This is a genomic window from Streptomyces fumanus (genome assembly GCF_014655295.1).
Lineage (GTDB): Bacteria > Actinomycetota > Actinomycetes > Streptomycetales > Streptomycetaceae > Streptomyces > Streptomyces fumanus.
Window position 1 is genome coordinate 449,736 of record NZ_BNBI01000003.1, and the last position, 19,514, is coordinate 469,249.

Consider the following 19,514-nt stretch of genomic DNA (forward strand, 5'->3'; position numbering starts at 1 on the left):
CCTCGCGGGTCAGCCGGGGAAGAGGCCCCGGTCGAGGAGGTGCCGGCGCCGTTCGGCGTAGGCGAGGTCGTCGCGCCACAGGCGGCCGGCGGCGGCGCTCATCAGGGGCCGCAGGGCGGGTGCGAGCCGCCGGGCGAGGGCGAAGCCGGGCCGGTCGGAGGTGGCGAGGACGGCCTCGGTGACGGCGGTGCGGGGCCGGCCCAGGTCGTCGGGGGCGAGCGGGGTGGCGTGGGTCTCGACCACCGAGCCGGTGCCCTCGCCCTCGGTGATCCGCATGACCACGGTACGGGGTCCGGGCGCGGTGAACTCGGCTCGGACCGGGACGACCAGGCGCCGGGTGACCCGGAAGGAGACGTCCACCGTGAAGCGGTCGTCCGCGTCTCTCCCGCCGGGTTCCGCGACCACGGTGAGGTCGGTGAAGGAGTACGGGTGGAACCAGGCGCCGTGCCAGGGGTCGAGGCGGTTGGCGAGCACGTCCTCGGGGGCGCAGCGGCCGACGCCCCGCCACACCGACCGGACGGCCGAGGCGAGCGGCGGCCGGACCGGCGGCGCGGGGGCGTCGGTGGGTTCCTCGCCGCCGGCCCGGTCCAGGCGGACCCAGGCGAGCACGCCGTCGTCGTGGACGGGGAGGGGTTCCCATCCGGCGTACGGGGTGCCGTCGAGGGCGAGTCCGTGCCAGTGGCAGACCAGGGTGCCGCACCGCACCGGGCTGCCGGCCAGCGGGGCGCCGAGGTGCGGGCAGATCCCCGGTCCGCCGACCAGGCGGCCCCGGGCGTCCCGCCACAGGACGACCTCGACGCCGGCGACGGTCTCCGCGAGCGGCCGGCCGGGCCGGGCGCCGGGGGCGGCGCCGACGACGTACCAGTTGCCGCCGGGGCGCGCGAGGGCCCGCTTCAGGGCCGCGTCGATGACGGCGGGCCGGGCCTCGCGCCAGGTCGGCCGCTGCCGCTCCCAGCGCACCGGGCGGCCCAGCCGCAAGGGGTAGCGGCCGTTACGGGGTTCAGTGCTCATCCGTGTCCTCCCGCGGGTCGTGGGTGCGGCGGGCGCGCAGTTGGGCGGCGAGCGCCCGGGTGAGCCCGTCGGCGGCGACGGCCGCGCGGCGCCGGCGCGGCACCACCGCCCGCCGGTGCAGCACCGCGTGCCCGCCCTCCCGGATGGTGTCGAGGATGTTGCGGTACAGCACGTAGGCGGTGCGGATGCAGGGCCGGGCCACCGGGTCCAGCATGGCCAGGCCGGGCGCGGCCTGGCGGTAGACGGACCGGGTGAGGTCCTCGGCGGCCCGCAGCGCGGCGGTGATCCGCGCGTCGTGGCGGCCGGTGCGCCGGCTCCACTCCAGCAGGGCCCGGTCGGCGCCGTGCGCGGCCAGCAGGTCCGCCGGGAGGTAGACCCGGCCCCGGTCGAGGTCCTCGCCGACGTCCCGCAGGAAGTTGGTCAGTTGGAAGGCGACGCCGAGGGCGGCGGCGTGCGGGGCGGCGGTGGCGCGGGCGGTGACGGTGCCCAGCACCGGCAGCATCTGCAGGCCGATGACCGCGGCCGAGCCGTGCATGTAGGCGCGCAGGTCGGCGTAGGTGGCGTAGTCGGTGACCGTGAGGTCGCTGCGCATGGACGCCATGAAGTCGGTGAAGTGCGCGGGGTCGATGGCGTACCGGGCGGCGGTGTCGGCGACGGCGAGGACCACCGGCTCACCGGCCGGGCGGCCGCCCGCCAGGGCCGCGCGCAGCCGGGCGTCGAGCCGGTCCAGGGCGGCGGCGCGCTCGGCGGCGGTGGCGTCCGCGTGGAGGTCGTCGACGATGTCGTCGGCGTGGCGGGCGAACCCGTACAGGGCGTGCACGGCCGGCCGGCGGTCGGCGGGCAGCAGCCGGGTGGCCAGGAAGTAGGTGCGGCCGTGGCGGGCGTTGAGCCGCCGGCAGCGGGCGTAGGCGGCGCGCAGGCGGGGGTCGGTGACGCCGGCCGCGTCGAGTTCGCGGCGGGTCACCGGGGGCCGCCCGGCCGGCCGGTGATGCGGGCGGCGGCGAGCTTGCCGGAGAGCAGCACGGTGGGCACGCCGACGCCGGGGGTGGTGCCGCAGCCCGCGAGGACCGCGTTGGCGGTGCCGCGCACCAGGTTGCGGGGCCGGAAGGGGCCGGTCTGGGCGAAGGTGTGGGCCACCGAGAACGGGGTTCCGGCGGCGTGCCCCAGGGCGGTCCAGTCGGCGGGGGTCACCAGGCACTCCTCCTCGATGGCGGCGGCCAGTCCGGTCAGCCCCCGGCGTTCCAGGGTGGCGAGCAGGCTCGCCCGGTAGCGGGGCCCGAGGGCGTGCCAGGTGTCGGCGGCCGGTCCGATGTCGGTGTTGGGGCAGGGCGCGAGGACGTAGTGGAGGTGCCGGCCCTGGGGGGCGAGCGTGGGGTCGCCGGCCGTGGGGCGGGTGATCAGCAGGGACGGGTCGCTCATCAGGGTGCCGGTGCGGGTGAGTTCGTCGAAGGTGCGCTCCCAGGCGGCGCCGAAGGACAGGGTGTGGTGCGCCAGGTGGGGCCAGGTGCGGGTGGTGCCGGCGTGCAGGACGACGGCGGACGGGGCGTGCCGCAGACGGACCGGGCGGCGCGGGCGGCGGCCCAGCAGCTTGTGGACGACCGGCAGGTCGGGGGTGAGGACGACGGCGTCGCAGGGCACCCGGCCGGCGGTGGTGACGACGGCGGTGACGCGGTCGCCGGAGCGTTCCAGCGCGGTGACGTCCTGGCCCAGGCGCAGCTCGGCGCCGGCGCCGGCGGCCGCGGCGGCCAGCGCCCGGGGCAGCGCGTGCATGCCGCCGCGCGGGAACCAGACCCCGGCGACGGTGTCCATGTAGGCGATGACGGCGTACGCGGCCAGCGCCCGGGCCGGTGCCACCCCGGCGTACAGGGACTGGAAGGAGAACACCCGGCGCAGCTTCTCGTCGCGCAGGAACCGGCCGATGCGCGCATCCAGCCTGCCGAAGCCGCCGAGGGCGGCCAGCTTGGCCAGGTCGGGGGTGAGCAGACCGAGCGGGGAGTCGAAGTTGGCGTCGATGAACCGGCGCCGCTGCACGGCGTACAGCCGGGTCAGCCAGGTCCGCAGCCTCCGGTATCCGGCCGCCTCCCGGGCCCCGGCGAACCGTTCGACCTCCGCCTCCATGGCGGCCGCGTCGGTGTGCACGTCCAGGGAGCTGCCGTCGGCGAAGCGGGCCCGGTAGGCGGGGTGCAGCGGGATCAGGTCGACGTGGTCGCGCAGCCGTTCGCCGACTGCCGCGAACGCCTCGTCGGCCAGGTCCGGCATGGTCAGCACGGTGGGCCCGGTGTCCATGCGGTAGCCGCCGCGCTCCAGGCGCCCGGCCCGTCCGCCGGGCAGCGCCTCGCGCTCCACGACGGTGACCCGCCGCCCGGCGCCGAGCAGGTGCAGGGCGGCGGAGAGCCCGGCGAGCCCCGCGCCGACCACCACGACGTGATCGGTGCGCCCGGGCACGGTCCGGGTCATCGCGGCCCCCGGCGGGCGCGTACCCGGCCGGGTCGGGTCCCCTGCATCCCGTGTCCTCTCGTCGCTGGGCTCGCCGGAACGGTACGGCGCTACACCTTCCCCGGCCGGGAGAGGCGGCACCCGGGTTGGTCCGATCACGTACGCCGCTCACCCGCGCGGCGGACACCCGGCGCGCCGCCCGCCGCGTGCCCCGGTCCGGGCCGGGCACGCGCGGGGCATACTCCCGGGCGGCGGGCCGACGGCGAGGAGGCGGGTGTGCGGGACGCGGACATCGTGATCGTCGGCGCCGGGGCGGCCGGCCTGTCGCTGGCGCACCGGCTGCCGGTGCCCGCGCCGCACCGCCCGGCCCCGTCCGTCGTCCTGCTCACCGCGCCCGCCGGGCCGCTGACCCCGCCCGCGCGGACCTGGTGCTTCTGGGAGCCGGGCGCGGGCCGCTTCGACCGGGCGGTGACGGCGTCCTGGGAGTGGCTGCGGGTGCGCGGCCGGGACGGGACGGTGGTGCGGCGGCACATCGCGCCGGAGCGGTACAAGATGATCCGCTCCGACGACTTCGAGGCCCTGGTCGACTCCGATCTGGCCGGGCGCCCGGGGCTGCGGCGCCTGACCGCCACGGTCGGCGCGGTGACCGCGCTGCCCGGCGGGGGCGCGCGGGTGCGGGCCACCGGTGCGGACGGCGCCCCGCTGGAGCTGCGGGCCCGCTGGGTGTTCGACTCCCGTCCGCCGGAGCGCCCGCCGCCCGCCCGGACCCGGCTGCTCCAGCACTTCCGCGGCTGGTTCGTGCGCACCGAACGGCCGGTGTTCGACCCCGGGGTGGTGGAGCTGATGGACTTCCGCACCCGGCAGCCCGAGCGGGGCCTGTCCTTCGGGTACGTCCTGCCCACCGGCCGCCGCACGGCCCTGGTCGAGTACACCGAGTTCGGGCCCGCCCCGCTCACCCCGGAGGCGTACGACCTGGCCCTGGACGACTACACCGGCCGCGTCCTGGGCGCCGGGGCCGCCCGGGTCCTGGCGACGGAACAGGGCGTCATCCCGATGACCGACGCCGCCTGGCCCCGGCCGTCCGGACCGGTCTTCCGGATCGGCGTGGCGGGCGGGGCGACCCGGCCCGCCACCGGCTACACCTTCGCCGCCGTGCAGCGGCAGACGGAGGCGGTCGCCACCGCCGTGCGCGCCGGCCGCCACCCGGCGCCGCCGGCCGCGCACCGGGGCCGGGCCCGGCTGATGGACGCGGTGCTGCTGCGCGCCCTGGACACCGGCCGGGTCGACGGCCCCGACCTCTTCCTGCGCCTGTTCGCCCGGGTGCCGGCCGGGCGCCTGCTGCGCTTCCTCGACGGCCGGACCGGGCTGTACGAGGACCTCGCGGTCGGCGTCCGGGTCCCCGTCCCGCCCATGCTGCGCACCGCGGCGGAACTGCCCTGGCTGCGCCGCCGCCCCGCCCCCTGACCCAGGAGCCCCGCCCATGCCCCCGTACCCGTACCTCACCGTCCCGCGAGCGGGCCGCGCCCCCCGGCCGCCGGGCCGGGACCGGCGGGCCCGGATGCTGGCGCCGCCGCCGGGGCGGGAGCGGATCGGCGGCGGGGCGCCGTCCGTGGGGGTGGTCGGGGGCGGCATCGCGGGACTGGCGGCGGCGGCCGTGCTCGCCGAGCGCGGGGTGCGCGTGGTGCTGTACGAACGCGAACCCGTGCTGGGCGGCCGGGTCGCCGGGTGGCCGGTCGCGCTGCCCGACGGCACCCGGGCCACGATGAGCCGGGGCTTCCACGCCTTCTTCCGCCAGTACTACAACCTGCGGTGCCTGCTGCGCCGGACCGACCCCGGCCTGGACCGGCTGACCGGGCTGCCCGACTACCCGCTGGTGCACGCCGACGGCTTCCGCGACGGCTTCCGGCGGGTGCCGCGCACCCCGCCGTGGAGCGCCCTCGGCTTCGTCGCGCTCAGCCCCAGCTTCGGGCTCCGGGACCTGGCCGCGCTGCGCCCGGCCGCCGCGCTGCCCCTGCTGGACATCAGCACCCGCGCGGTCCACGCCCGCTACGACCACGTCAGCGCCCAGGACTTCCTGGACGCCCTGCGGTTTCCCGCCGCCGCCCGGCACCTGGCCTTCGAGGTGTTCTCGCGGAGCTTCTTCGCCGACCCCCGGGAGCTGTCGGCCGCCGAGATGGCGCTGATGTTCCACATCTACTTCCTCGGCTCCAGCGAGGGCCTGCTGTTCGACGTGGTGCGCGAGCCGTTCCCGCAGGCCCTGTGGGACCCGCTGGCCGGGTACCTCGCCGCGCACGGCGTGGAGCTGCGCACGGCCACCGAGGTCGCGTCGGTACGTCCGCTGCCCGGCGGCGGGCACGAGGTGGACGGCGGCTCCGGCACCCGGCGCCACGACGCCGTCGTGCTGGCGCTGGACACCGGGGGGCTGAAGGCGGTGGTGGGCCGCTCCCCCGGGCTCGGCGACGCCGGGTGGCGGGAGCGGGTGGCGGGGCTGCGGACCGCGCCGCCGTTCCTGGTCTCCCGGCTCTGGCTGGACCGGCCGGTGGCACCGGACCGCCCCGGGTTCCTCGGCACCGGCGGCTACGGGACGCTGGACAACATCAGCGTCCTGGACCGCTGGGAGGGCGAGGCGGCCCGCTGGGCGGCCCGGACCGGCGGCTCGGTCGTCGAACTGCACGCCTACGCGCTGCCCGCCGCGGCCGTCCCGGACGTCGAGGCCAAGCGGCTCGTCGGGCAGTTGCACCGCGTCTACCCGGAGACCCGGGACGCGGGGGTCGTCGGCGCCCGGCACGAGTGGCGCGCGGACTGCCCGCTGTTCCCGGTCGGCGGCTACCGGGACCGCCCCGGCGTCCGCACCCCCGACCCGTCGCTGGTCGTCGCCGGGGACCTGGTCCGCACCGGGCTGCCGGTCGCCCTGATGGAACGCGCCGCCACCTCCGGAATGCTCGCCGCCAACGCCCTGCTGGCCCGCTGGGGCGTCCGGGGCGAGACGCTGTGGACGGTGCCCGACCGGGGCCGCTCGCCGCTGCTGCGCGCCCTGGCCCGCGCGGGCGGCGCCGCGCACCGGCGACGGCGCGGGGCGTGAGCCGCTACCGCCCCGGTGCCGTCCGGTCCGCCCGGCCGCCCGCGCCGAGCGGACCGGTCGGGTCGAGGACGCCCCGGGCCTCCAGCCGGGCCACGTCCCGCCGGTACACCCGCAGCACCAGGGACGGCAGCGCGGCCCGCGCCATCTGCCCGAACCGCACGAACCCGGGGACGTACACGGCGGTACGGCGGCGCTCGATCGCCCGGACCAGCCGGGCGGCGACGTGCTCGGGCGAGCTGATGCCCCGGGCCGGGCGCGGCAGGCCGGCGCGCACCTGGCGCAGGACGGCGTACCGGTCCGCGTCGCGGATCATGTCGGTGTCGATCCAGTTGAGGTAGGCGAAGCCCACCGCGACCCCGTGGTGGACGACCTCGGCGCGCAGCGCGTGGGCGAAGGCTTCGACGCCCGCCTTGGAGGCGCAGTAGGCGCTCATCATGGGGGCCGCGCCGATCGCCGCGGAGGAGCCGATCTGGAGGTGGTAGCCGGCCGTCTCCAGCAGGTCCGGCAGGAAGGCGCGGGCCGTGTGGGCGCTGCCGATGAGGTTGACGTCGACGACCCGGCGCCAGGCGTCGGGGTCGGAGGTGAGGAACGCCTCGCCCCTGGCGATGCCGGCGTTGGCGACGACCACCGAGGGCGGGCCGAGCCGGGCCCGCACCCGGCCGGCCGCCTCGTCCAGCGCCGCCGGGTCGGTGACGTCGGCCTCGCAGGTCACCGCCGGGGTCGGCAGGGTGGCGGCGACCGCGTCGAGGCCGGGCTTCTCGTGGCCGACCAGGGCGAGCCGGGCCCCGCGCCCGGCACAGGCGCGGGCCAGCGCGGCGCCCAGCCCGCGGGCGGCTCCCGTCACCACGACGGTACGGTCACGCAGCGGGCTGTCCGTCATCGCCGGCTCCTTATCCGATCAGACGCCGGTCGCCGCTGCGGTCGCGGCGGGTCAGCAGGCGCTGCAGCCGTTCCGGGGCGGCCCAGCGGTTGCGGCGCAGCACCGCGCGGGCGGCGTTGGCGCCGGGCGCCCCGTGCACGCCGCCGCCCGGGTGGGCGCCGGCCGAGGCGAGGAAGAGCCCGGCGACCGGGGTCTCGGGGCGGCCGGTGCCGGGCAGCGGCCGGAAGAACAGTTGCTGGTGCATGGCGGTGGTGCCGCCGTTGATGGCCCCGCCGTGCAGGTTGCGGTCCATGGTCTGCAGGGTCGGCGGGGCGAGGATGCGGCGGGCGCGGATCACCGAGCGGAAGCCGGGCGCGAACCGCTCCACCTGGCGTTCGACCCGGTCGGCCATGATCTCCTGCTCCTTGGCGTCCCACCGTCCGGTGAGCCCCTCGTCGCCGGCGTCGCCGCGGACGTCGTGCGGGAGGTGGGTGTACGCCCAGGCGGACTCGGTGCCGTCCGGGGAGCGGGACGGGTCGGCGGTCGTCATCTGCCCGAACAGCGAGAACGGCCGGTCGGGGATCTGCCGGCGGCTGATCTGGGACATGAACCGGGTCAGCTCGTCGACGCCGTCGGCCAGGTGCACGGTGCCGGCCCCGGCCGCCTCCGGGGAGCGCCAGGGCACGGGTCCGTCCAGCGCCCAGTCGACCTTGAAGGTGGCGAAGTCCCACTGGAAGCGCCGCAGGTCGTCGAGGACCTGGGCGGGCAGGTCGGCGGCGTCGACGAGTTCGCCGTACAGGGCGGGCACGGACACGTCGGCGAGGACGGCGTGCCGGGCGGTGACCGTGCCGCCGTCGGCGGTGCGTACGCCGACCGCGCGGCCGTCGCGGACCAGGACCCGCTCGACCCGCCGCCCGCAGGTCAGGGTGGCGCCCCGGGAGCGCAGCCGGTGGACCAGGGCGGCCGTCAGCGCGCCCGCGCCGCCGACCGGGACGGGGAAGCCGTACGTCTGGCCGAGCATGGACATCAGCCAGCCGAAGCCGCCGCTGCCCGCGGCCTCGGGCGCGAGGTCGGCGTGCAGGGCGTTGCCGGCCAGGATCAGCCGGCCGCCCTCGCCCCGGAACTCCTCCTCGCCCAGGCGGCGCACCGGCAGCACCAGGGTGCGGGCCAGCCGCAGCCCGCCCCCGCCGCGCAGCCGGGCGGCCAGCCGGGCGGTGGCCCGGACCGGCGGGAACGGCGTGAACAGGGCGTCCAGGATGTCCCGCCGGTTGCGTTCCCACACGTCGTGCAGCCGGTGCCAGGACCGGCCGTCGCCGGGGGCGAAGGCGTCGAGGGAGGCGGCGGTGGTGCGCACGTCCCGGTCGAGGACCGCGCAGGTGCCGTCGGTGAGCGGGTGGGCCAGCACGTGCGGGGCGTGGCTCCAGCGCAGGCCGTGGTCCTGCAGGCGCAGCCCGGCGAGGACCGGCGAGGCGGCGGCGAGCGGGTAGAAGGAGCTGAACAGGTCGTTGACGAAGCCGGGGGCCACCTGGTCGTCGTGGCGCACCGCCCCGCCGGGTTCGGGCTGCTCCTCCAGGACGTGCACGTCCCAGCCGGCGTCGGCCAGCAGGTTGGCGGCGACCAGCCCGTTGGGCCCGGCGCCGATCACGACGGCGTCAGGCACGGCTCGCTCCGGGCCGCGCGGAGGCCGTCCCGGGACCGGCCGCGTGACCGGCCTCGGACTCGCACAGCTTGGCCAGCCGGGCCAGCATGGCGCGGTGCCGCAGATGGATCAGCAGGTCGACGCCCGTGTTGTGGACCAGGCCGCCGGGGCCGCGCAGCGGGTGCTCGTCGACGAGGACGAGGGTGTCCCGGCCCCAGGGGCGCAGCTCGATGGCGATCCGGGCGGTGCCGAGCGGGCCCGCCTTGGCCTCCAGCTCCAGCACGGAGCCCTCCTCGCAGCGCCGGACGACCGTCTCGTTGGTCAGTTTCAGGGGCCCGAGGGGCACCGCGTACCGGATGGTGGAGTCCACCTCGGGCCAGTTTCCCCGGTCGGGGGTGACGTCGGAGGTGCCCACCACCCACTCCGCGTACCGCTCGCCGTCCGCGAGCACGGCCCACACCTCCTGCGGGCTCGCCTGGATCAGTCGATGCCGAACTGCCACGCGCTCCTCCAAGTTCCCGGATCGCGACTGCCGCGTCCCGCACTGAGTGCCCCGTCCGGGGCCGGCCAACCGGAGCACGGCGGGCGCGTTACGGGAGGCGCCGCGCGCGGCGGGGTGACCTCGCCGCTCGCCGCCGTCGGCGCCCGGAGGCCACGGGCGGGCGCGGCTGCCCCGGCCGTGGCGGCGAGCCGCCACGCGCGCGTTACGGGAGGTGGTGCCGCGCTCGGGAGGGATGCGCTGGCCGTCCGTTGCGGTTGCCGTCCGGAGGCCACCGGTGACCATGGGCCCGACCCGGACCTTCCGGCGAGCCGCCACGCGCGCGTTACGGGACGCGCCGCGCGCGGGAGGGATGACCTCGCCGCTCGTTGCCGTTGCCGTTGCCGTCCGGAGGTCGCCGATGTCCATGGAGCCGGAGCCCGCCCTGCGGCAGGCCGTCGAGGCGGTCGCCGCGCTGTCGGCGGACGCGACGCCGGTCGCCGAGCACACCGCGGGCGGGCTGTGGCGGCTGCCCCGGGCCGCCGACGCCGTGACCCGCGCGCTGCGCTCCGGTGACCGGGCGGTGCGCGACCGGGGCTGGCTGATGGTACGGACCCGGGTGGCCGAGGAGATCGGCTCGGGCCGCGACTGGACCCGGGAGGCGGCCACCTGGCTGGCGTGCGGGGACGCCCGCTGGGAGGAGTCGGCCCGGATCACCGCCGATCTGGCGTGGCGGGCGCGGGCCGAGGGGCGCAGCGCCCTGCTGTTCCTGACCGGCGGCCACGTGGCCGCGACCGATCCGGCGACGCCGTACGGACGCGCCCTGTGGCACTGCTTCCTGACCACCCTGCGCTACGACTTCCGCTGCGCGGCGATCGAGGAGTTCTTCACCGGCGTGGACCGGCCCCTGGACCCGTACAGCGAGGCCATGCGTGCCTTCGCCCTGCTCGGCCGCTCCCGCCCCGAGGGGCTGGGACTGCTGACGGCCGTCATGGCCCGCGCGGCCCACGACGAGAAGGTCGTGCACGCCCTGCTGCACGGGCTCTGGCTCGGCGAGGACCTGCCCGGACAGCCGGAACGGATGCTCGAACTGCTCCGCGCCCCGGCCTTCGCCGACGGCCTCGGGGCGGAGGCCCTGTACCGCAGGGCGTCGGCCCTGCGTCGGCTGCGCCGGTTCGACGAGGCGCTGACCGCCGTGCAAACCGCCATCGACTCCCTCGACCCCGGTCAGACCGTCGTCCACGCCGACTGCGTCCGCGAACGCGCCCTGATCCTCGCCGAACGCGATCTGCACCGCGACGGGGGGACGCGCTTCGGCTGACGGGGTGGGAGGGGGCGGGACGCGGGGCTGCGCGGAGGGGAGACGCTCAAGTCATCGCATTGGCATGGACCTATCAACATCGGCTCGCTAAGCTGCCCTCCTGAGAGCGCTCTCACACCGTGGTTGTTCCACCACCCCCACCCTGCTGGAACGACGAGAGGCATCCCCCTCCATGAGACGCAGCAGATTCCGGCACGCCGGACTGGCCCTCCTCCTCGTCCTCGGCGGTTGGACCGCCGCCGGTTCCCTGCCCGCCGCCGCGGACGACTCCCCCACCCCGCCGGCCTCCCCCGGCCTCCTCCAGGCCATGCAGCGCGACCTGGGCCTGACCCGGGCCGAGGCCGAGGACCGGCTGGCGGCCGAGCGCCGCGCCACCGACCTGGAACCGGCGGCGCGCCGGGCCGCCGGTGACGCCTACGGCGGCTCCTGGTTCGACGCCGAGGAGGGCCGGCTGACCGTGGCCGTCACCTCCGACGCCCCCGCCACGACGGTACGGGCCGTGCGGTCCACCGGCGCGGCGGTCCGCACCGTCGAGCACAGCGCCCGCGCCCTGGACACCGCCCGGGCCCGCCTCGACCGGCTCGACGCGCCCCCGGGCGTCAGCGGCTGGCACGTCGACCCGGCCGCCAACTCCCTGGTCGTCGAGGTCGTCGCGGCCGAGCGCGCCGACAACGATGTCCGGCGCTTCCTGGACCGGGCCCGCGCGGCCGGTCCGGTCACCGTGCGCACGGTGCCGGGCACGCCGCGCACGTACGCGGCCGGCACGGTCGGCGGCGACCCCTACTACACGGGCAACGTGCGCTGCTCCATCGGTTTCTCGGTGCACGGCGGGTTCGTGACGGCCGGTCACTGCGGCGGGCCCGGGGCCGGGGTGAGCGGCTGGGACCGCTCGTACATCGGGACGTTCCAGGGCTCCTCGTTCCCCGACAACGACTACGCCTGGGTCAGCGTGGGCAGCGGCTGGTGGACGGTGCCGGTCGTGCTCGGCTGGGGCACCGTCCCCGACCAGCTCGTGCGCGGCTCGGCGGAGGCGCCCGTCGGCGCGTCGGTCTGCCGGTCCGGGTCGACCACGCACTGGCACTGCGGCACCGTGCTGGCCAAGAACGAGACGGTCAACTACAGCCAGGGTGCCGTCCACCAGATGACCAAGACCAGCGTCTGCGCCGAACCCGGTGACTCGGGCGGCTCGTTCATCAGCGGCGACCAGGCGCAGGGCGTCACGTCCGGCGGCTGGGGCAACTGCTCCAGCGGCGGCGAGACCTGGTTCCAGCCGGTCAACGAGATCCTCAACCGGTACGGGCTGACGCTGCACACGGCCTGATCCCACCCCTGTCCGGGCCCGCGGCCCGGTACCGCCCCCCGTCCGGGGCCCGTTCGCGCGGCGGCGGGTCCCGGGCTCATTCGTAGTACGGGACGGGCTCACGCGGGGTACGGGCCCCGGGCTCACTCGGGATACGGGTCGCGGATCTCGCCTCCCCGGGCGGTGCTCAGCCGGCGGTAGGCGGCGCGGGCGTGGACCACCCGGGCCAGGGCCGTGCCGGCCACGGCCGCGGCGAACAGGCAGGCCAGCCAGAGGGTGTCCCGGGAGCCGGTCCAGGTGAGGGTGCCCGCGGGCGGGACGGCGAAGCCGTTGAGGGACAGCCAGCACAGCACGGCCGTGCCGGGGGCCGCCGTGAACCGGGCGCAGAGCCCCAGCAGGCCGGCCAGCAGGGACAGCACCGACAGGGCGAGGCCCGGGCGGCCGGGCCCGACGACGGTGTTGAGCACCGCCACCAGGACCAGCGCCCCCGCGAAGGCCGCCGCCCACACCAGGGGGGCCGCGACGGGCCGGGGAACCGGCCTCGGACCACTGCCCAGGGGCACCCACTCGATCATGCTGACGGCTCCTTCCGGTCCCGGGCGGCGTCGGCCACCGCCGGCCCTCCGGAAGGATTGTCCTACCGAGGGCCGGTCCGGGCGGCGGCCAGGGTGACCGGACGCACCACGGGACCCGGCGGGGCCGCCTACCGCTCGGCCTCCACCGGCCGGCGTGCCGGAGCGGGTTCCGCCGCACTGTCGTCGGGCGGCGCGCCCCCGGCCGGGAGCGGTACCCGGGCGGCGCGCAGGCCGGCCGCGAGCACCTGGGCCCGGCCGGCGACGATGGGGCCGAGGACGGCGAGCACGAGGACGTATCCGGCGATGAAGGGCGCGAGCCGGGGGTCGAGTCCGGCGCTCGCGGCCATCGCGGCGAGGACCAGCGCGAACTCGCCGCGGGCCACCAGGGTGGTGGCGATCTCGGCGGCCGGTTCGGGCCCGTAGCGGTACAGCTTGGCGACGCACAGCCCGGCGAGGACGTTCATGACCAGGGTCAGCACCGCCGCCGCGGCGACCGGTCCGGCGACGGAGGCCAGGTCGCCCGGGTCGATGGCGAGCCCGAAGGCGAAGAAGAAGATCGCGGCGAAGGCGTCGCGCAGCGGGTGCACCAGTTCCCGCACGCGCGGCCCGGAGGGCGTCCCGGCGATGATGAGGCCGACCATGAACGCGCCGATGGCGTCGGCGACCCCCAGCAGCTCGGAGACCCCGGCGACGAAGACGGCGGCGCCGAGGAAGCTGATGACCAGCAGTTCGTCGTCCCGGGTGGCGATCAGGCGGCCGACGAGCCGGGTGCCGAAGCGGGCCGCGGCGGCCAGCAGCAGCAGGAACCCGAACGCCTTGCCCGCCTGCAGCGCCGTCTCCCCGGCGCCCTGGGCCCCGCTGATGACCGGCTGGAGGGCGGCGAGGTAGAGGGCGAGGAAGATGTCCTCCACGACGATGACGCCGAGGATCAGCCGGGTCTCGGGGCGGCCGAGGCGGCCGGTGTCGATGAGGATCTTGGTGACGATCGCGGAGGACGAGATGCCCAGCACCCCGGCGAGGACCAGGGCCTCCCGCGTCCCCCAGCCCAGGGCGAAGCCGAAGCCGAGTCCGGCGCCGACGTTGAGCAGCAGGTAGACGCCGCCGGCGGTGAGCAGCTTGCGGCCGCCGCCGCGGAGGTCGTCGAGGTGGAACTCCAGGCCCAGGTAGAACAGCAGCAGCACCAGGCCGAGCGCCGAGAGCATCTCGAAGTCGTGCGCGTCCTGGACCAGGACGACACCCGGGGTGTGCGGGCCGAGCAGGATGCCGGCGAGCATGAACAGCGGGATGGTCGGCAGTCCGATCCGGCCGCCGAGCCGGGCCAGGACGGCGGCGGCCAGGAAGGCGCCGCCCATGGCGAGCAGGGTGTCAGCGTGTCCCACGGCTCACCGCCTTCGACCGCGCGGCGGGTCGGGATCTCTGCGTGTTTCGGGGATGGATGCGGGTCCTCCTCGGTCTGTCGTCGTGCGGCCGGAAGACACCGGGCACGGGGGTGTGGGGGGCGGCTCCGCTGCCGTGGGAGCGCGGAGCGCGGCGTTCCTCAACCCTCACCGGACGGGGCGGGGGAGGCCATCGGGGTCGGCACCCATTTCCCCGGCCGGTCGACACCCACGCGCGCCCGCCGGTCGTCGACACCCACACGCGTCCGCCGGTCGGCACCCACGCGGGACCGGTCGCCGACGCCCGTGCGGGACGGGGCGGACCCGGAGGCGGGCCGCAGCCGACTCGGGGATCCCGGCTGCGGCCCACCGGCCGACCCGGACGCGGGAGGACGGCACGCCCGGGTACTCCCTTCGGCTTCCCGGGCCCCCCGCCCCGACACTCGGCCGGGCGGGTGATCGGTCCCCGACGGGTCAGGACGCGCGGTGGGTCATCGCACGGGCGAGGGCGTGCAGTTGCCGGCAGGCGTCCGCGGTGGGCCGGGCCTGGGCGAGGGCGCGCAGGGCCGCCGCCGACTGGCGGTGCGCCTCCTCCTCGGCGGCCCGCCGTCCGCCGGTCTCCTCCAGCAGGCGGCGGGCGAGGGCGATGTCGTCCGCGCCGAGGGGGCCGGGGGCGCGGTACAGGTCCCGCAGCCGACGGGAGGCGGCGCCGGGCGCGGCGAGGGCGGCGACCACGGGGAGGGACTTCTTGCGGGCGGCCAGGTCGGCGCCCACCGGCTTGCCGCTGAGCGCGCTGCGGCCCCAGATGCCGAGGATGTCGTCGGCGCACTGGAAGGCCACGCCGAGGCGGCGGCCGAACTCGCGCAGCCCGGCCACCCGGTCGGGGTCCGCGCCGCCCAGGACGCCGCCGAGGGCGCAGGCGCAGCCGATCAGCGCGCCGGTCTTGCCGGTCGCCATGGCGAGGTAGTCGGCCACCGACACCTCGGACGCCTGCTCGAAGGCGACGTCGCGGCTCTGGCCCTCGACCAGTTCCAGCAGCGCGCCGACAAGTTCCTGGGCGGCGGGCCCGTTTCCGCCGGGGGCGTCGGTCAGCGCGCGCAGCGCGGCGACGAGCAGCGCGTCGCCGGTCAGGACGGCCGCGGGGGTACCGAACAGCGACCAGGCGGCGGGGCGGTGGCGGCGCAGCGCGTCGCCGTCGATGACGTCGTCGTGCAGCAGCGTGAAGTCGTGCACCAGCTCCACCGCGACGGCGCCGGGCACCGCCGCCGAGGGGCGCGCGCCGACCGCGAGGGCGCAGAGCAGCGTCAGCGCGGGCCGTACCGCCTTGCCGCCGCCGGGCGCCGCGGAGCGGGGAGCGCCGTCGGCCTCGCACCAGCCCCGGTGGTAGCGGGCCACCAGGCGCTCGGCCGCCGGGAGTGCCTCGACCGCCGCCCGCAGCGCGGGGGTCAGCGCCTCGTCGACCCAGTCCAGGCGCGGGAAGTCGGCAACGGGGGCCGAGTCGGTGGACTGCGACACGGACAACTCCTCACACGGGCGGGACGGAAGAGGCGGACCGGAACACGGGCGGGACGAAGAGGCGGACCGAGCCGGGGCGGAGACGGTCCGCCGCCGGACCACCGGGCCACCCGGCCGCCAGGCCGCCAAGCCACCCGGCCACCCGGCCACCCGGCCACCCGGCCACCCGGCCACCCGGCCACCCGGCCAGTCAATCGGCCGACCCCGCCGCCTCACCGCCCCGCAGCACCGCACCCGGCCAAGAATCACCACAGCAGCGCAGCTCCGCCCCCCCCGCCGCCCGTACGTACGCCGGCCCCGCCGCGGGCTGCGGCGGGGCCGGCACAGGGTACGAGGAGGACGTCACCGCTCCACGGGTCACCGGGCACGTGACCCGCGGGGCGGCCACCGTCGCTGACGGGTCGTCAGCACGGCGTGGTAGCCATCAGTTTCTCGAAGGAGGCCATGCAGTCGGGGCAGTGCCGTGCCCGTTCACCGTCGGTGGCCGCGACGCGTTGGCGGAGTTGCTGACCGCACAACGTGGCCGCGGCCTGCTTGGCCATCACATGCCACACCAAGGCTCCGCCCGGCTTTTCCGGGCCCACACACATCTCGTACATCTCGGCCTCCCAGGGTGGACGCCGCTGTCACCCTCAAGGAGACACCGGATCGGCCGTGACCTGAAACGTGCGGGGTCCAATCGGGTGAACGCCCCCCTGCGGCCGGGGCGGAGACAAGACCCGGCGGGCCACCCGCCGGAGAGAAAACGATCAGCCATCCGGCCCCGCACGTGTGGCCACCTGACGTCCCGTCGGAACGGCGGACCGGCCGGTCCTCGCTCAGGCGCTGACGGCGTCCTTGGCGCCGGCGGGGGCGCGGACGCCGGTGAGGACCACGCCGCTGCGGGGGCGGGTGGGCATCCGCCGCAGCGGGATGGACAGGTCCTGCTCGGGCAGCGTGTACTCCAGGCGGGCCAGCCGGACCGCGAGGGCCTCCAGCAGGCCGACGGTGACCCGTTCGCCGGGGCAGCGGTGGCCGGTGCGGGGGTCGCCGCCGCCCTGCGGTATCAGGTCGTCGGCCCGGACGGCCCGGTCCAGGAACCGTTCCGGGCGGAAGGCGTACGGGTCGCCCCAGAGCGCCTCGTCGTGGTTCTGCCCGTAGACGTCGAGCAGGACGAGGCCGCCGGCCGGCAGGGAGTGGCCGTGCCAGGTCAGATCGCGGACGGCTCGGCCGCCGAGGAACGGCGCGAACGGGTAGAAGCGCCGCACCTCGTGCGCCCAGGCGGTGGCGAAGGCGGCGTCGCCCGACCGCAGGGGCTCGCGGTGGTGCGGCCACCGGTGCAGGGCGTGCGCGGAGAAGGCGACGAACCAGCTCACGGCGGTCGTGGGGCGGATGACGTTCAGCAGTTCCACCGCGGCCGTCTTCGCGTCCAGCGGCTCGCCCGACAGGTCGCGGTGGCGGACCACCCGGTCGAGCATCGAGCCGTCGGGCGCGGTGGCCGCACCGGCGCGTACGTCCTCGACCAGGCGGGCGAGGCGGTCCTGCTGCCGGCCGCGGGCGCGGCGGGCCCGCCAGTGCCGGGGGCCCGCGGTGGCGAACCCGTCGACCATCGCGAGCAGGTCGGCGGCGGTCCGCCGGGTCTCCGGCGCGTCGGCGGCGGGGAGCCCGGCCCAGCGGCCGACGCCCTGGGAGAGGGCCACGGCGGCCTCGTCGAACAGCACGACGCGGGGGCGTCCGCCCCAGGAGCGGACCGCCTCGTCCCAGGCCGCGGTGACGTGCTCGGTGACGCCGGCGACGCTGCCCGGGTCGAGCAGCGGCAGGAAGTACTCCTTGCGGGCGCGGTGGGGGGCACCGTCGAGGGTGTGCACCGCGCCGTGTCCGAAGAGGGTGCCGAGCACCGGTTCGGGCAGGGCGCCGTGCCGCCGGACACGGGTCTCGTCGTAGAAGAACCGCACCGCGTCCGGTCCCCGCACGGCCAGCGCGGGCCGGCCCATCAGCCGGGTCGGCATCACCGGTCCGGGGCTGTCGCGCATGCGGTTGGGCAGCCACGCGTAACCCTCGGCGAGCAGCGGCAGGGAACGGTCGATCAGGGGGCGGCGCTGTGCGTTCATGGCGCACGGGTGCCCCCGGCCGGTCCCGGGACACCTGGGACGGCCGGGGCGCGAGGGGCGTTCAGGCGGCGCTGTGCCGGGCCTGTTCCTCCAGGCGCAGCAGGCTGGTGTCGAGGGCGTCGGTGACCTCGCGGGGGCCCGGGTCGTGGTCGTCGTCGAAGAACGACAGGTGCACGATCACCTCGCTCTCCCCGCTGCCGATGCCGGCCACCTGGAGCCAGCCCGCGTACGCGCCTCCCTCGCGGGTGCCCCACTCGACCCGCATCTGCTCGGGCCGGGCGCGCAGCAGCGCGGCGGTGTCCGCGCCGGTGCGGTCCTCGTGCACGGTGACGGCGGGCGGGTCCTCGACGTGGACGTGCAGGGCACGGGGCAGCCAACTGTCCATCCGGCCGGCGTCGGCGGCCTCGGCGAAGACCCGGTCCGGCGGGACGGGCATGGTGCGGGAACGCTCGTACTCGGTCATGGGCACACCCCTTCTCGGCTCGGTGTCGTACCCCGCACCGCGTGCCCGGTACGGCGCGGCCGAAGCGTCCGGGCGCGGTCCCGCTCGGCGCGCGGGCGGCGGCGCCCGGTGCCAGACTGCTGCGCGGACGTGCCCCACCACCGCGACGGGTTCCCGACGAGGGGAGACGAGGTGACCGCGCAAGAGCCGGGCGACACGCTGCTCCAGGAGTTCCTCGCCGACCCGGAGCATCTGACGATGGACCTGTCCACCGTGGTGGCGCGCTGCGCCAAGGCGATGTGCCTCCAGCACGCCGTGGTCTACCTCACCGATCTGCAGCAGCGCCACCTCGTCCCGCACACCGACGTGGCCGCGTCGCTGCCCATCGACGGCTCGCTGGCGGGCTGGGCGTACCGCACCCAGTCGCTGCGGGTGGAGGAGGCCGAGACGGAGGGGGTGACCGCCTGGTTCCCGCTGCTGGACGGGGCCGAGCGGCTGGGGGTGCTGGCCGTGAACCAGACGGCGCTGACCGCGGGCTCGCTCACCCGGGGCCGGGCGCTGGCCTCGCTGCTGGCCATGCTGATCTCCTCCAAGCGGGCGTACGAGGACTCCTTCGTCCGGCGGACCCGCACCGAGAAGATGCAGTTGCCCGCCGAGATGCTGCGGGCCTTCCTGCCGCCGCGCACCATCGGCAACGCCCAGGTGGTGTCGACGGCCGTGCTGGAACCGGCGTACGAGATCGGCGGTGACGCCTTCGACCACTCGCTCACCGAGACGGCGCTGCACACCACCGTGCTGGACGCCATGGGGCACGACCTGGCGTCCGGGCTGACCAGCGCGGTGTCGCTGGCCGCCTGCCGCAACGCCCGGCGCAGCGGTGCCGACCTGCCCGAGCTGGTGGAGTCCGTCGACCACGCGCTGGCCACCTGGCTGCCGGACAAGTTCTGCACCGCGGTCATCGCCCAGCTCGACCTGGCCACCGGGGTGCTGCGGTGGAGCAACTGCGGGCATCCGGCGCCGCTGCTGATCCGGGACGACCGGCTGCTCATCGACGCCCTGGAGCGCGAACCCGATCCGCCCATGGGCCTGCCCGCGAGGCTCGCCTCGCGGCCCCGGCAGATCCACGAGTACTCCCTGGAGCCGGGCGACCGGGTGCTGATGTACACCGACGGGATCACCGAGGCCCGCACCCGGGAGGCGAACCTGATGGGCCTGGAGCGGTTCGCGGACTACGTCATCCGGGCCACGGCCGGCGGCGAGCTGGCACCGGAGTCGCTGCGCCGGCTGATCCACTCGTTGCTGGACGCGCAGACCGACCGGCTGCGGGACGACGCGACGCTGCTGATGTTCGAGTGGCGGCCCCCGCTGCGCTGAGCGGGGGCCGGGCGGG

General features: G+C 76.9%; 16 protein-coding genes. 5 read left to right on the forward strand and 11 right to left on the reverse strand.

What is annotated here, in order from left to right:
- Positions 1-9 precede the first annotated feature (9 nt).
- Genes IE316_RS09180 through crtI form a run of 3 tightly spaced genes read right to left on the reverse strand, consistent with a single transcriptional unit; the run spans position 10 to position 3,468 of the window.
- The gene (locus IE316_RS09180) at positions 10-1,011 is read right to left on the reverse strand and encodes a Rieske (2Fe-2S) protein (RefSeq protein WP_190203666.1); all 1,002 of its coding nucleotides are present in this window, start codon (positions 1,009-1,011) and stop codon (positions 10-12) included.
- The gene (locus IE316_RS09185) at positions 1,001-1,975 is read right to left on the reverse strand and encodes a phytoene/squalene synthase family protein (RefSeq protein WP_190203667.1); all 975 of its coding nucleotides are present in this window, start codon (positions 1,973-1,975) and stop codon (positions 1,001-1,003) included. The genes IE316_RS09180 and IE316_RS09185 overlap by 11 nt, the downstream gene beginning before the upstream one ends.
- Positions 1,972-3,468: a phytoene desaturase family protein gene (gene crtI / locus IE316_RS09190; protein WP_190203668.1), complete on the reverse strand. Its 1,497-nt coding sequence runs from the start codon at positions 3,466-3,468 to the stop codon at positions 1,972-1,974. Before crtI ends, IE316_RS09185 begins: the two co-directional genes overlap by 4 nt.
- Positions 3,469-3,723: 255 nt before the next feature.
- Between crtI and IE316_RS09195 the strand changes: the two genes are divergently transcribed.
- Positions 3,724-4,911 (forward strand): lycopene cyclase family protein, encoded by a 1,188-nt coding sequence (locus IE316_RS09195; RefSeq protein ID WP_190203669.1) that lies wholly within the window; start codon positions 3,724-3,726, stop codon positions 4,909-4,911.
- A gap of 16 nt (positions 4,912-4,927) precedes the next feature.
- The gene (locus tag IE316_RS09200; protein WP_190203670.1) at positions 4,928-6,529 is read left to right on the forward strand and encodes an FAD-dependent oxidoreductase; all 1,602 of its coding nucleotides are present in this window, start codon (positions 4,928-4,930) and stop codon (positions 6,527-6,529) included.
- Positions 6,530-6,533: 4 nt separating this feature from the next.
- On the opposite strand, the gene IE316_RS09205 is transcribed toward IE316_RS09200, so the two are convergent.
- From IE316_RS09205 to IE316_RS09215, 3 genes are read right to left on the reverse strand one after another with little or no spacing between them, the layout of a single operon-like run.
- On the reverse strand, positions 6,534-7,409 hold the full coding sequence (locus IE316_RS09205; RefSeq protein ID WP_190203671.1) for an SDR family oxidoreductase: 876 nt from the start codon (positions 7,407-7,409) through the stop codon (positions 6,534-6,536).
- 10 nt (positions 7,410-7,419) lie between these two features.
- Positions 7,420-9,048: a phytoene desaturase family protein gene (locus tag IE316_RS09210; protein WP_190203672.1), complete on the reverse strand. Its 1,629-nt coding sequence runs from the start codon at positions 9,046-9,048 to the stop codon at positions 7,420-7,422.
- Positions 9,041-9,529: an SRPBCC family protein gene (locus tag IE316_RS09215; RefSeq protein WP_190203673.1), complete on the reverse strand. Its 489-nt coding sequence runs from the start codon at positions 9,527-9,529 to the stop codon at positions 9,041-9,043. The genes IE316_RS09210 and IE316_RS09215 overlap by 8 nt, the downstream gene beginning before the upstream one ends.
- Positions 9,530-9,926: 397 nt before the next feature.
- Between IE316_RS09215 and IE316_RS09220 the strand changes: the two genes are divergently transcribed.
- Both IE316_RS09220 and IE316_RS09225 read left to right on the forward strand, forming a co-directional pair.
- Positions 9,927-10,826, forward strand: a complete 900-nt coding sequence (locus IE316_RS09220; RefSeq protein ID WP_190203674.1) for a hypothetical protein — start codon at positions 9,927-9,929, stop codon at positions 10,824-10,826.
- 172 nt (positions 10,827-10,998) lie between these two features.
- Complete coding sequence (locus IE316_RS09225; RefSeq protein WP_190203675.1) at positions 10,999-12,147, forward strand: S1 family peptidase; 1,149 nt, start codon at positions 10,999-11,001, stop codon at positions 12,145-12,147.
- A gap of 122 nt (positions 12,148-12,269) precedes the next feature.
- On the opposite strand, the gene IE316_RS09230 is transcribed toward IE316_RS09225, so the two are convergent.
- The 5 genes from IE316_RS09230 to IE316_RS09250 form a co-directional block, all read right to left on the reverse strand.
- On the reverse strand, positions 12,270-12,701 hold the full coding sequence (locus IE316_RS09230; RefSeq protein ID WP_190203676.1) for a hypothetical protein: 432 nt from the start codon (positions 12,699-12,701) through the stop codon (positions 12,270-12,272).
- Between the two features lie 128 nt (positions 12,702-12,829).
- Positions 12,830-14,080 carry a cation:proton antiporter gene (locus IE316_RS09235; RefSeq protein ID WP_190203677.1) on the reverse strand — a complete coding sequence of 417 codons (1,251 nt, stop codon included), beginning with the start codon at positions 14,078-14,080 and terminating at the stop codon, positions 12,830-12,832.
- A gap of 471 nt (positions 14,081-14,551) precedes the next feature.
- Positions 14,552-15,592 (reverse strand): polyprenyl synthetase family protein, encoded by a 1,041-nt coding sequence (locus IE316_RS09240; RefSeq protein ID WP_190203678.1) that lies wholly within the window; start codon positions 15,590-15,592, stop codon positions 14,552-14,554.
- Between the two features lie 818 nt (positions 15,593-16,410).
- The gene (locus tag IE316_RS09245; RefSeq protein ID WP_190203679.1) at positions 16,411-17,682 is read right to left on the reverse strand and encodes a cytochrome P450; all 1,272 of its coding nucleotides are present in this window, start codon (positions 17,680-17,682) and stop codon (positions 16,411-16,413) included.
- Positions 17,683-17,743: 61 nt separating this feature from the next.
- On the reverse strand, positions 17,744-18,145 hold the full coding sequence (locus tag IE316_RS09250) for an SRPBCC family protein (RefSeq protein WP_190203680.1): 402 nt from the start codon (positions 18,143-18,145) through the stop codon (positions 17,744-17,746).
- A gap of 237 nt (positions 18,146-18,382) precedes the next feature.
- Here IE316_RS09250 and IE316_RS09255 point away from each other — a divergent pair, with 237 nt between their 5' ends.
- Complete coding sequence (locus tag IE316_RS09255) at positions 18,383-19,498, forward strand: PP2C family protein-serine/threonine phosphatase (protein ID WP_308438908.1); 1,116 nt, start codon at positions 18,383-18,385, stop codon at positions 19,496-19,498.
- The last annotated feature ends 16 nt before the right edge of the window (positions 19,499-19,514 follow it).